At 34.2% G+C, this 13,252-nt stretch carries 15 protein-coding genes; 9 read left to right on the top strand and 6 right to left on the bottom strand.

The window, feature by feature from the left end:
* The first annotated feature begins 131 nt into the window (after positions 1-131).
* Positions 132-1,091: a sugar kinase gene (locus tag EKM77_RS08920; RefSeq protein ID WP_125593715.1), complete on the top strand. Its 960-nt coding sequence runs from the start codon at positions 132-134 to the stop codon at positions 1,089-1,091.
* 59 nt (positions 1,092-1,150) lie between these two features.
* Here the strand turns inward: EKM77_RS08920 and EKM77_RS08925 are convergent, their stop codons facing one another.
* Entirely contained in the window at positions 1,151-2,137 is a 987-nt protein-coding gene (locus EKM77_RS08925) for a zinc-binding dehydrogenase (RefSeq protein ID WP_125593716.1), read from the bottom strand.
* A gap of 150 nt (positions 2,138-2,287) precedes the next feature.
* Between EKM77_RS08925 and EKM77_RS08930 the strand changes: the two genes are divergently transcribed.
* From EKM77_RS08930 to EKM77_RS08955, 6 genes are all read left to right on the top strand, one after another.
* Positions 2,288-2,881, top strand: coding sequence for a phosphatase PAP2 family protein (locus EKM77_RS08930; protein WP_125593717.1), 594 nt, complete (start codon positions 2,288-2,290; stop codon positions 2,879-2,881).
* A gap of 59 nt (positions 2,882-2,940) precedes the next feature.
* Positions 2,941-3,255 (top strand): PadR family transcriptional regulator, encoded by a 315-nt coding sequence (locus EKM77_RS08935; RefSeq protein ID WP_125593718.1) that lies wholly within the window; start codon positions 2,941-2,943, stop codon positions 3,253-3,255.
* 11 nt (positions 3,256-3,266) lie between these two features.
* On the top strand, positions 3,267-3,872 hold the full coding sequence (locus tag EKM77_RS08940) for a hypothetical protein (protein WP_125593719.1): 606 nt from the start codon (positions 3,267-3,269) through the stop codon (positions 3,870-3,872).
* 62 nt (positions 3,873-3,934) lie between these two features.
* Entirely contained in the window at positions 3,935-4,180 is a 246-nt protein-coding gene (locus EKM77_RS08945; protein WP_125593720.1) for a hypothetical protein, read from the top strand.
* 182 nt (positions 4,181-4,362) lie between these two features.
* Positions 4,363-4,704, top strand: a complete 342-nt coding sequence (locus EKM77_RS08950; RefSeq protein WP_125593721.1) for a hypothetical protein — start codon at positions 4,363-4,365, stop codon at positions 4,702-4,704.
* Between the two features lie 33 nt (positions 4,705-4,737).
* Positions 4,738-5,067 (top strand): hypothetical protein, encoded by a 330-nt coding sequence (locus EKM77_RS08955; RefSeq protein WP_125593722.1) that lies wholly within the window; start codon positions 4,738-4,740, stop codon positions 5,065-5,067.
* A 50-nt stretch (positions 5,068-5,117) separates the two neighbouring features.
* Here EKM77_RS08955 and EKM77_RS08960 read toward each other — a convergent pair whose 3' ends face one another.
* A complete protein-coding gene (locus EKM77_RS08960; RefSeq protein ID WP_125593723.1) occupies positions 5,118-6,527 on the bottom strand; it encodes an amino acid permease in 1,410 nt (469 codons plus the stop codon).
* A 230-nt stretch (positions 6,528-6,757) separates the two neighbouring features.
* On the opposite strand from EKM77_RS08960, the gene spxB reads away from it, so the two are divergent.
* Positions 6,758-8,518 (top strand): pyruvate oxidase, encoded by a 1,761-nt coding sequence (gene spxB / locus EKM77_RS08965; protein WP_125593792.1) that lies wholly within the window; start codon positions 6,758-6,760, stop codon positions 8,516-8,518.
* 119 nt (positions 8,519-8,637) lie between these two features.
* On the opposite strand, the gene pstB is transcribed toward spxB, so the two are convergent.
* From pstB to EKM77_RS08985, 4 genes are all read right to left on the bottom strand, one after another.
* Positions 8,638-9,432 (bottom strand): phosphate ABC transporter ATP-binding protein PstB, encoded by a 795-nt coding sequence (gene pstB / locus EKM77_RS08970; RefSeq protein WP_125593724.1) that lies wholly within the window; start codon positions 9,430-9,432, stop codon positions 8,638-8,640.
* A 10-nt stretch (positions 9,433-9,442) separates the two neighbouring features.
* The gene (gene pstA, locus EKM77_RS08975; RefSeq protein WP_125593725.1) at positions 9,443-10,330 is read right to left on the bottom strand and encodes a phosphate ABC transporter permease PstA; all 888 of its coding nucleotides are present in this window, start codon (positions 10,328-10,330) and stop codon (positions 9,443-9,445) included.
* Positions 10,320-11,249 carry a phosphate ABC transporter permease subunit PstC gene (pstC, locus tag EKM77_RS08980; RefSeq protein ID WP_125593726.1) on the bottom strand — a complete coding sequence of 310 codons (930 nt, stop codon included), beginning with the start codon at positions 11,247-11,249 and terminating at the stop codon, positions 10,320-10,322. The genes pstA and pstC overlap by 11 nt, the downstream gene beginning before the upstream one ends.
* 72 nt (positions 11,250-11,321) lie before the next feature.
* Positions 11,322-12,212 carry a phosphate ABC transporter substrate-binding protein PstS family protein gene (locus tag EKM77_RS08985; protein WP_125593727.1) on the bottom strand — a complete coding sequence of 297 codons (891 nt, stop codon included), beginning with the start codon at positions 12,210-12,212 and terminating at the stop codon, positions 11,322-11,324.
* Positions 12,213-12,463: 251 nt separating this feature from the next.
* Between EKM77_RS08985 and EKM77_RS08990 the strand changes: the two genes are divergently transcribed.
* Positions 12,464-13,195 (top strand): response regulator transcription factor, encoded by a 732-nt coding sequence (locus EKM77_RS08990; protein WP_125593728.1) that lies wholly within the window; start codon positions 12,464-12,466, stop codon positions 13,193-13,195.
* Positions 13,196-13,252 lie beyond the last annotated feature (57 nt).

The raw sequence follows: 13,252 nt of genomic DNA on the forward strand, positions 1-13,252 counted from the left end.
CATTTATCTGGGCTATGTGTGGTGAGAACCAAACATATGATGATATGGATGCAGTTGCAATGGACGAATTAAGATAAGACATTAAAAGGGAGTCCTTAGGACGCCCCTTTTTTTATAAGGAGAGGGTAAGCATGAGTGAAGTAATTACAATTGGAGAACCATTAGTTATTTTGGCTTCAAAAGATATGGATAAGAAATTAGAAGATGTTAAAACATTTCAACGTCTTTTAGGAGGGGCTGAATTAAATGTTTCTATCGGTATTAGTCGTTTAGGACATTCAGTTCAATATATTTCTCAAGTTGGTGATGATCCATTTGGCAAGTATGTTAAAAAAGAGATCAACGGACATAACGTAGGTACTGACTATATACTTGAAGACAATGAACATTGGACAGGTCATCAAATAAAACAATTGGTTTCTACTGGTGATCCAGATACTTTTAATTATCGTAAGAACTCAGCTGCTTCTTACTTAACATCAGAAGTAGTCGATAAAATTGACTTAAGTGATGTTAAGTTTGCTCATATGTCAGGTATTTTTCCAGCAATTTCTTCAACTGCTGAAGATACATTTAGAAAATTATTTAAAAAATTAATTGATAATAATGTTAGAACCACCTTCGATCCTAACTTGCGTCCACAGTTATGGGAAAGTGAAGAAACAATGCGTAAGACTATCAATAATTTAGCAGGAATGGCTAATATTGTTTTGCCTGGTATAAATGAAGGTAAAATTCTTATGGGAAGTTCAGATCCAGAAGAAATTGCTGACTTTTATCTTAAAGGTGAACAGACAGAAACAGTTATTGTGAAGGTTGGACCTGATGGTGCCTTTGTTAAGAATAAAGATGGTGAAAAGTTCACCGTTCGTGGTTTTAAGGTAGATCACGTGGTCGATACAGTTGGTGCTGGTGATGGATTTGCCTTAGGCGTTATAAGTGCTCTGTTGGAGGATAAGCCTTTGAAATCAGCAGTTCTAAGAGGTAATGCAGTGGGTGCGTTACAAGTTCAAACACCTGGTGATAACGATGGTTATCCAACTCCAGATGAACTAAAAGCTTTTTATGAAAAAGAAGAAGTAGCAGAATAAACTTTTGAGTATAAATTAATAGGTGCAGTAATCCAAGAGGATTACTGCACCTATTTTTTTTAGATTTTTGCGACTATTTTTCCCATTGTTTTATGCTGTTTGATTTTTTCTAAACCTACTGGGATATCTTCAAAGTTAATTATTTCATTTACCATTGGATCAACTATTTTTTTGGCTACTAATTGGATTAAATCATCTGACATCTTTGCAAGATCATTTAATTGTGCTTCGTTTTTACTTTGATGTACTCCACCAAGATTTAAAGTTAAAACACTTTGTCCCTTAGCATGTAAATCATAATTAGTAATATCTGGAGTGTTTAAAATCGTTACTATTCCACCATTATATGCTAGACGATTTAAATCATCTTGAACGGTTTGACCGCCAACAGTGTTAATGATCAAATCGACTCCTAAATTTTTAGTAATTTTATTTATCACTTGATCAACATCTTCATTATGATAATCAATAATAAAATCAGCACCTAATTTTTTAGCAAAAGGAATTTTGCTTTTTGAGACAGTCGTTATAACGGTCAATCCGGAATTTTTAGCCAATTGAATATCTATTCCACCAACGCCACCAGCACCAGCATGGATCAAAACAGTTTTCTTGCCACTAAGACTAAGCTTTCGATACATCGCTTGATAAGCAGTCAACCCACTGCAGAGGATTGCGGCTGCAGATTCGTATGATACCGAATCGGGTATTCTGGTGACGACGTTAGATTTGGCTTTAGCAATTTCCGCAAAAGTACCATTTTTAGATAAATCGTTATGAAAGAAAACTCTTTCGCCAACTTTAAATTGTTTAGGATTATTTTCACCGACAGCTATAACTTCTCCGGCACCATCTAATCCTAAGATGTGTGGATAAGACCATTTAGAATTGTGCTTTTCAGCTAGTTTGTAGTCGACAGGATTCAAAGCCACTGCATGAAGTTTTACTAAAATTTCATTATCTATAATTTTGGGAGTGGGCATTTCAATTAACTGAATATTTTCAATGCCAAAGTCTGTATTTTCTTTTATAGTTAATGCTTTCATAATATACCTCGGTCTTTTTAATAATATTATGTCACAAGATTAAAAGAATATAGATAAGTGTTTATAAATAATTACTTGTTTTTTAATGATAATTACTTTATATTATTTAGTAATCAAGTACTTAATGTTATTTAGTAAAAGGAGAACCAAATGAATTCAGTCGATATTTCACTTTTTAGATCTATTAATAATTTGACAGATATAAAATTTTTTGACCCAATTGGCATTTTTCTTGCTAAATACTCAATCTATGTTTTAGCTGTTTTTCTGATTTTTAAATGGTTTCAAAAACGCGATAATACACAATACCGCATTTATTTAATAATTTCGATTTTAACGGCATTAAGTTCAGAAATGTTTGGGAAACTTTTGGCGGGAAGAATGTATTATCATACACAACCATTTACGGTTTTGAATAATGTTCATCAGCTGATCCCAAAGACAATTGGAAATAGTTATCCGAGTGATCACACAATAATTTTCTTTAGTTTCATGATAATTTTATTTTTCTGTACTAAAACGTGGAGTCGATATAACTATTTGCTAATTGCCATTCTAGTTTCTCTTTCGAGAGTCTTTGTTGGGGTACATTATCCATCTGATATTTTTTTTGGAATGTTGATAGCACTAATAATAGGTAGTATTTGGTATAAATTATTAGCAAAATCCCAGTTCATGTCTAAATTAGTAGATTTTTATGCTCAACTAGAGAAGGAATTCTTTAATAAATTAGGGTTTGAATAGTAATTCTATTTTTTCTTGTGTAAACTTATTAGTGAGAATATAAATAGAGGATCAAACTGATGAATAAAGAAATGTTAAAGGGAACGATCGATTTACTGATTCTGTCAGTTTTGAAAGATAATGACAATTATGGTTATCAAATTTCAAAGGTTATTACTGATAAATCGGGTGAAACTTTTGAGATTCAAGAAGCAACACTGTATTTATCATTAAAGAGACTAGAAAAACAAACTTATATTGAATCATACTGGGGCGAAAAATCTCACGGTGGTAAAAGGAAGTATTATAAGATAACTGAACAAGGTTTGGAACAATTAATGTTATTGAAAAAGGACTTTAATCGTCTGTCCGATATTGTAAAAAGGTTTATATGAGGTGTGATAAAATGGAATATTTTTCATTGAAGCAAATTAGTTTTAAATTAATTTTAATTGTTTCGGCGTTATTGTTCTTTATCTGCTACTACTTAGACAGCGTGATCGATCCATCCAAAACAGAGTTTATATTTGTAGTTGGTTACATGTTTGCAATTATGTTAGCGGCTTTCTGGTCAATTTTGAATTATATTGATCATTTGCGTATAAATCCGCTTTATAAGACCTATCACTCTATAGATGAATTTATTAATGACTTATCAGTTTCCATTGACGAAAAAAATGAGATCGAGACGATGATGATCGATTATGTGTCTGACCAAAAGAAGTTGGGTAAAGATGAGGATCAGGCAATCAAAGAGATTATTCAACAATTTAAGCGTGGTGAACTTACTGAAAAAGATGTTTTCTTTGTTCACGTTCATAAATATTTGTTAGGTTTGGGCATGATTCTTTTGTTAGTAACAGCTGTGATTTATTTATTGGGTGTTTTGAGTCCGATATTTCAAAGTAAATTTTTTATAGTTTTGGAAATAACAACCTTCTGCTTTGCGTTAGGATTTTATTTGTCATTTTTTATGTATAATATTCTGAATAAAATCTTAATTAGAAAATAAGTGTCAATTGTATACTTTGATAATGAAAATGATATAATCTAGTCTAAATAAGGAGGAGTCGAATGCTCACATTAATGGCGACAAATACTGCTAGTAGTGCACCTTTGTTAATAGCAGTTTTAGTAGCAATTTTAGTTATTATTTGGCTACTTATTAAGACTGGAGCGGCGTTATTACGTCATCCGATCATTGGGATCATCTTAATAGTATGTGGATTTTTAGGACTTTGGAATTTCTTTATCGTCGGTATAGGAATCATTGTTGGTGGAATAGTTTTCTTAGTCCTAACCTCATTTTTTAATAATTAGAATAGAAAAATCAGAGCGTGATATAAGCGTCACACTCTAACTAATGAAAATAAGCCCGGTAATCCAATTTTTGGATTACTGGGCTTTTGTATTTTAAGCAGGAAGATTTATTTTGTTGTCGATTTGCCAATCATGAAATCAGCCGACACATGTTACTCTTTTGTTAAAAGAGGGGAAGCCATATGAAAAAAATGAGCGGGGCTCAATTGGCAGGCTGGATAGTCTTTTGGGTAAATTACGCTGTACTTATCGCAATTTGGATCGTTTACACAATTCATCCTAAAAACTTATCTATCATACCAAATGATCTTCTTTCTTCCAATTTTACGTTAGGAATATATTTATTTGTGGTACTTTTTGTTCAAGGAATCGCTGGTATAGCAATAAAAAAACTTCATGAAGAAAATTATTGGTCAATCGTATTATTGATCATTGGTATATTTTTCAACTGGTTTTATATAATTGCGGCCGTTTGGGGAATGGTTTTGAATCAAAAAGTTGAGAATACTAATTCAAGAACTTAGTTACGTGATAAACTGAATTTGAGGTAATTTGATATGAAGAGTAAAGCGCAAGTAAGTGGTTGGATTGTTTTTTGGATAACTAATATTTTGATTTTAGGGCTAATACTAGTTTCGATTATTCATCCAAAATATCGGACTTCAATTCCATATGACTTGTCTTCAACCATTTTGGCTTTGGTTATATTGATATTTATTGTAATTATTCAAATCGTTGTAGGAATGTCGATAAAGAAATTACATCAAAATATATATTGGCCGGTGGTACTTTTAGCGATTGGTGCGATCAGTAACTGGCTATATCTTATACCATCAATTTGGGGAATAATTTTAAATCGGAAAAAGATGACACGCTTCAATAAGTAATAGTTTTAACGCGAAGAGGATGTGACGAAAGTCACATCCTCTTGTATTTTTTATGCTCTGATTTTTGAATGTTTATAAGAATATCCAAAGTAAACGCAAAGTCCGATGGCGAACCAAACGATGAATCTTAGCCATGTCTCCCAGTTCAAGCCAAAAATGAGCATGATACAGAATAAAATCGCAATTATTGGTGTGAATGGAACTCCGGGAGCTTTGAAACCACGATGAATCTCGGGATGTTTACGTCTCATCCAAAGGACACCTGCTGAAACGAGGATAAAGGCTGTTAAAGTTCCTATATTAACAAGCTCTGATAGGATATTTAGATTAACAACTCCTGCTGCCAAAGCAGTAATGATACCGAAGAACCATGTTCCCTTGTAAGGAGTTTGATGTTGCAAACTTACATCACCAAAGAATTTAGGAAATAGACCATCACGCGACATTGAGTAAGTGATTCTTGATTGACCATAAAGTTGAACTAAGATAACGGTTGTCATACCTAGAATGGCGCCAATACTTACAATGATACTTAACCAAGTTTGACCAGTTGCCTTTAAAACAGCTAGGATCGGTGCATCTAGGAATTTAGCAAAAACGGTATATTTAACGACACCAGTCATGACTAAAGTCATAGCAATATAGAGAACTGTTGAAATACCTAGTGAGAAAAGAATGCCTTTTGGCAATGTTTTACTAGGATTGACTGTTTCTTCAGCACTTGAGGAAACGGCATCAAAACCAATAAACGAGAAGAAAACGATTGATGCGGCTGGAATAACCCCAGAAGCAGTACCATTATGGAATGAATAAATTCCATAAGGAGTAAATGGCTTCCAATTTTGAGGTTTTATAAACCAGACAGTACAAACAATAAATAAAAGAATAACGGCTAATTTGATAACAACCATTGTATCGTTAACACGTTTTGTTTGATTGATACCCATGGCAATGATGCAAGTAATTAAGATAACTATTAAAAATGCCGGAAGATTAAAGTAAGTTTTGACACCGGGAGTAGTTCCGGCGGCAGCTGTCAGTATTTTCGGAATATGTATACCAAGATTGTCCATTAAATTGACGAAATATCCTGACCAGCCGGCAGCAACAGTAGCTGCACCTAAAGCATATTCGAGGATTAGATCCCATCCGATAATAAATGCAATTATTTCACCAAAAGAAATATAAGAATACGTATAAGCAGACCCGGCTACTGGTGCCATTGAAGCAAATTCTGCGTAACACAATCCAGCGAAACCGCAACAGATAGCGGCAATTAAAAATGATAAAGCTAATGAGGGACCGGTGGTTAAAGCACCTTTACCAGTCAGTACGAAAATACCAGTTCCGATAATAGCCCCGATCCCCAAAAAAGTTAAATCCCATGTATGGAGAGTTCGCTTCAAAGGAGAGGTTCTATCAAGCAATTCATTAATGTCTTTTTTTACAAATACATTCATGAAACAACACCACCTTTGTTTTATATCGGAAATTCTAAGGCCTGTTTAAATGTTATTCCAGAATAATGTATTTCTATAATTGAAAAGAGTTTTTTTAAAAAATGAATAAATACTTTGTTTACGCCGAGAAAAGATATTTGACAAAATAACCCCTTTAGAATAAAAATGATCATTGTATTCGTTTTCAAATGAGAGAAATCCCATTAATTTCAAAGAAGGAAAGTGGAATTATGACAAAAATGATCGCAGGACAAGCTTTAGTTAAAGTTTTAGAAGAGTGGGGAGTAAAGCAAGTCTATGGTATTCCTGGGGGATCCATAAATCATACAGTTGAGGGGTTATATTTAGAGAAAGATAATATTAAATATATCCAAGTTCGTCATGAAGAAGTTGGTGCAATTGCGGCTTCAGCCGATGCTAAATTTACAGGGAAAATTGGTGTAGCCTTTGGATCAGCTGGTCCTGGTGCAACTCATTTATTCAATGGATTGTACGACGCTAAGATGGATCACGTTCCAGTTTTGGCATTAGTTGGACAAGTTCCACAAACAACGATGAACACTAACTACTTCCAAGAAATGGACGAGACTCCAATGTTTGAGGATGTTTCAGTATATAATCGTACCGTTACAACCGCTGAACAAATTCCATATGTTATTAATCAAGCCATTAGAGAAGCATATCGTCAAAAGGGTGTAGCCGTTGTTACATTACCAGAAGATTTAACTGATAAAGAGATCGATTATGTTTCACCTAAGACACCAAAAATTGTTAAAAATAATTTCTCACAAGTTATTAACGCTGAAGATATTGAAAATACTTTGAAGTTATTGAAGGAAGCAAAACATCCGCTAGTTTATGCTGGACGTGGTCTTTTAGGAGCTAAAGATGTTTTAACTAAGTTTTCAGAACAATTTAACTTGCCAATTATGAATACTGTTCCGGCAACCGGTGTAATCAGTACCGATCATCCTAACTTTATAGGTACATTTGGACGTTTAGGTAGTAAATCAGGTTTTGAAGCATTACAACATGCTGATCTTATTTTATTCCTTGGATCAGAATTTCCATTTGCCGGTTTTTGGCCAAAGAATTTGAAGATTATTGAAGTAAATAATAACCCATACGATATCGGTAAAACTGTCGATGTTGATTATGCAGTTATTGCTGATGCCAAAAGTTACTTGCAAGCTTTGATCGATACAGGCGAAACACTTCCTGCCGGAGATTGGTTAAAAGCTAATCAAGAAAATAAGAAGAACTGGGACAATTGGTTGGATGAACTTGCTAAGGATGATAGTAAAGGTTTGAATCCAGAAACTGTTATGGCAAAAGTTAAGGAATTAGCTGGACCAAACGATACCTTTGGTGTTGATACTGGAAATGTTTCTGAATGGAGTGTTCGTGGTTTACCAATGAACAAGAATCAACGTTTTGCTCTATCGGGATTGTTTGCAACCATGGGCTTTGGATTACCCGCTGGATTATCAGGTGCTTTGAGTGTTCCTGATGCACAGAGCTGGTCATTCTCAGGTGATGGCGGTTTTTCAATGGTAGCTCCAGATCTTATTACTGAAGCTCGTTATAAGTTGCCAGTAATTAATGTTGTATTTTCAAATGAGCGATTAGGATTTATCTACTATGAACAAGTTGCAACTAAGCAACATCTATATGGAGTTGATTTAACAGGTGCTGATTGGGCCAAAGTTGCAGAAGGACTTGGTGGTATCGGCTTTACTGTCACATCAATTAAAGATGTTGATGAAGTATTTGATAAAGTTAAAAAACTACAAGCATCTGGAAATGATAAGCCAATTGTTATCAATGCAGTTATCAAACAAGATGACCCTGTGGCAACAGCATTTATGCCACTAGATGAAAAACTCTATGGTAAAGATGCAGTTGAAGCATATTCCAAACAATATAATATTGATGTCTCAAAACAACCATCATTAGGTGAATTGTTGAGATCTAAAGGTGACAATCAATAATTAAAGAAGTGTACCAAAAAAGGATGCGATGAAAGTCGCATCCTTTTGTTGTATTACGATTATTATTTATTGAAACGCGCAACATAAGGCAGAGACCTCCGCCTTATGTTGCGCTCTTTTTATCCGAAATCTCCGGAAATATAATCTTCGGTAGCTTTTATTTCGGGAGCAGTAAAGATATTTTTAGTTTTATTATATTCAATTACATGTCCCATATGGAAGAAGGCAGTGTAATCACTAATTCTTGAGGCTTGTTGCATATTATGAGTTACGATAATGATCGTATAGTTTTTACTCAAAAGTTTAAGTGTTTCCTCAATCTTTGAAGTAGAAATAGGATCTAAGGCACTGGCAGGTTCGTCCAATAATAAAATATCTGGATGCATAGCAATCGAGCGTGCAATGCAAAGCCTTTGTTGCTGACCACCGGATAAAGCCAAAGCACTTTTGTCGAGATCATCTTTTACTTCGTCCCACAAGGCAGCATCTTTTAAACTAGTTTCCAATCGTTTTTGTAATTCATTTTTATCGTTGATACCATTGTTTTTTAGAGCAAATTGAATATTTTCTTTAATAGATTTAGCAAAGGGGTTGGGGCGTTGGAACACCATACCAATGTGTCGTCTAACTTCATAAACATTGATTTTTTTAGAATTAATGTCAGTATTTCGATAAATAATTTCTCCGTCAACTTGAGCAATTTTATCGTTCATTCTGTTTAAGCATCTAAGATAGGTTGATTTACCTGAACCGGATGCACCAATTAATGAAGTTATTTGAAAGCGTGGGAAACTCAAACTTGCATCAAAAATTGCATGGCTTTTACCATAATGAACTTGAACATTATTAGTTGAAAGGGCTACTTCTTGTTCAATTTTATTAATATATTGCTGGCTGAAATCATAAGTTTTCAAGTAGTTATCCTCACTTTGCAGCAGTCATTTTCTTAAATAATTTATTACCAAGATATCTGGCGCCTAAATTGAAAATCAAAATTACGATGATCAATACGGCAGATGAAGCACTGGAAATAACACTTGCATCGGGTGTAACACTTTCAGTATTAACTTTCCAAATGTGTACTGCTAAAGTTTCAGCAGGTCTCATTGGATTTAAAAAGCTAGTTTCAGTAAAGGGGTTCCAATTAGCATAATCAACACTTGGAGCACTTTGACCAGCTGTATAAATTAAGGCAGCCGCTTCACCAAAAATTCTACCTGAGCAAAGGATCAAACCAGTCAAAATTCCTGGTAGAGCCATTGGTAAAATAATTTTTGTGATAGTTTTCCATCCGGATAAACCTAGAGAAGTTCCAGCTTCTCTTTGAAGGTCAGGAACACTGCTTAATGACTCTTCAATATTTCTCGTTAATAGTGGTAAGTTGAAAAATGTTAAAGCAATAGCACCAGCCATAATTGAGAATCCTAAATTTAATTGGATAACTAATAACAAATATCCAAAAAGTCCAACAACAACTGACGGCAGTGAACTTAATACTTCGATAGATGTACGAATAACATCATTTACCCAATTGTCTTTAGCATATTCTGATAAATAAATACCAGCACCTAAAGCAATCGGTAAGGAAATGATCAACGCAAGCACTAATAAATATAGTGAGTTAAATAGCTGATCGCGAACTCCACCACCAGCACTAAAGGACTGTGCTTCTGAGGTCAAGAAATGCCAATTAACATCAGGTACACCGTTATATAAAATGTAACCTAATAAGGAAATCAAAATGGCAACGACTATACCGACTAATCCATAAATTATTCCAGTTGCTATTTTGTCAGATTTTTTAGCGTTCATTTTTGATATTACCTCGTCTTCCAATGAATCTCACTATTAAGTTAAATAGTAATGACATGAATAATAGAACCAAAGCCAAAGACCAAAGGGCATTGTTTGGTAAAGTTCCCATGACAGTATTTCCAATTTCTGTTGTTAATTTACTAGTTAAAGTTGAAGCAGGGGAAATTAAATTTTTAGGCATTAAGACTGCGTTACCAATAACCATCTGTACGGCAAGAGCTTCACCAAAAGCACGAGCCATACCGAAGATAACTGCTGTCAATAATCCAGGAGCGGCGGCCTTTAAGATAACTTTGTAAATTGTTTGCCAACGCGTTGCACCTAAGGCTAATGATGCTTGACGATAATGCATTGGTACGGATTTTAAACTATCAACTGATAGGGATGTGATAGTTGGCAAAACCATTACGAATAAGACTAGTGTTCCTGAAAGAATACCAAATCCAGTACCGCCGAAAATACCTCTTATAAATGGAACGATTAGGGATAAACCGATAAATCCATATACTACAGAGGGGATACCGACTAGTAATTCAATAACTGGTTGTAGAAATTTAGCTCCTTTTTTATTGGCAATTTCAGTCATAAAAATTGCTGCACCAATAGCAAAAGGAGTTGCCAATAATGCTGCCAGAATAGTAACACTGAATGATGTGACGATCATTGGCAAGGCTCCAACTTGAGGATTACCATACTTGTCTACGTCACCCGGCTTCCAATCTGATTGTGTTAAGAAATTCCAGAACTTTACGCCATTTTGAGTAAAAGTGGCTAGACCTTTAGAAGCAATAAAATAAAGAATACATGCGACTAATAAAATTATTAAGCCAATGCATGAGTAGCAAATGACCTTACCAAAGTAATCTTGGCGTGTCGCTCTGGAGCTTTTTTGTAATCTAGTTTGAATATCGTCCATATGAACCTCCTGAGGACAGAAAAAAAGAACTTCGACTAATTAACAATGGAGTCAAAGCTCTTTTTAAATTAATTATTTGTCTGTAACAGTTCCTTTTGCATCTTTTTGTACTTTCATATCATTTGTACTGATATAACCCATATCTTTGACAAGTTTCTTTTGAACGTCATCAGATTTCATATACTTGATGAACTTCTCTGTGGCATCTTTAGGATTACCTTTTGTATACATATGTTCATATGACCAGATTTTCCACTTGTTGTCAGAAACATTGTCATCAGTTGGTTTAACATCATCGATTGATAATGCTTCAACTTTATCATTAATATATGAGAAGGCTAGGTAACTAATAGCACCTGGAGTAGTTGAAACAATTTTTTGAACAGTACCGTTTGAGTCTTGTTCTTGTGATTTAACAGCTTTTTCACCATTTAATACGGCTGCTTCGAATGTAGCACGAGTACCACTACCTTCAGCACGGTTAACAACAGTGATTTTTTCGTCTTTTCCGCCAAGATCTTTCCAATTAGTGATCTTACCAGTAAAGATTTGTTTTAATTGATCCATTGTAACGTTTTTAACACCTGCATCTTTATTAACGACCGGTGCCATACCAACTACGGCAACTTTGTGATCAACAAGTTTCTTAGCGTCGATACCGTCTTTTTGTTCAGCAAAGATATCAGAGTTACCGATCTTAACTGATCCATCTTGAACTTGGCTAAGACCTGTACCAGAACCGCCACCTTGGACAGTAATATTGATCTTACTGTTATCTTTTTGGAAATCTCCAGCAGCCTTTTCAACTAAAGGTTGAAGAGCAGTTGATCCAACGGCTGTGATCTTGCCTGATATATCAGACGAAGATGATTTAGAAGCAGTTGAGCTGTTACTGCATCCAGTTGCGATCGCCATTAAAGCGCCTAGCGCAAGTAATGATGAAATAATTGTTTTCTTTTTCATAAAGAAACCCCTTAACAAAAAATATATTATTGCTCTGTTATCAAGCTCTTATAAAGTAACCCATAGTTATATTATTTTTGTCTATTTATTGTAAAGAAAAGGTAAATTTTGTATTTATCTTGTTGTATTAGTATATATAAAAATACAATGGATATTTCGTATATAAATAATGACCAATCTAAATCTATGCTGTTATAATCAAACTACTTGGCCGACCATAGCTAATTATGAAACTTGGAAGGAAGTATTGGATGCGACCGTTGATATTATTAAGTAATAGATTGCCTTTATTCTTAGAAATCAATCATCATTGTAATGGTCAAAACTGGTTTGTTCATAACATTATGGATCATGATAAAGTGATAGAAGTAGTTAATGAAAATGACGTTGCTGGTTTGATCATAGATCTGTCTACAATCGATATATCTGCAACAATTGAGACTGTTAAATCTTTACGTAATAAAATAACAGGACCAATTGTTGTTATTGCTAAGGAGCATGATAAAAAAGAAAAAGAGATTCTTTACGATTTAAAAATCGATGCTTATTTCTTAGAAAAATTTGATTATTCAGTTTTTATATCAAAGATTCGTCAATTATTTTGGTTGTATGATAAGTTACGCGCTGACGATTCCAATAAAACTGAAGTAAAAACAGATAAGTTGATAAAATGTGATGATCTATCAGTTGATTTCAAGCATTACCGTGTTATACATGAGGGAAATGATATAGGTTTAACGCCTAAAGAATTTAGTTTATTTTGGTATTTAATGCAGCATCGAGGTCAAGTTCTCAGTCGCGATCAGTTACTTGAAGGCGTTTGGGGTTACGATGCTGCCGGTTCTACACGTACGATCGATATTCATATAAGTCATTTGCGAGATAAATTAGAAGAAAATCCACAATCACCCAATTGGATCAAAACAGTTCGAGGATTTGGATATATTTTAGATAATGATTATCCATTAGTTTCAGAAAATTAAAAAATTGTTCAATTTTTGAGCATAAAAATAGGAGCAGTAATCCCATTGTTTGGATTA

It is taken from the genome of Companilactobacillus baiquanensis, assembly GCF_003946605.1.
In the GTDB taxonomy this organism is placed as follows: Bacteria; Bacillota; Bacilli; order Lactobacillales; family Lactobacillaceae; genus Companilactobacillus; species Companilactobacillus baiquanensis.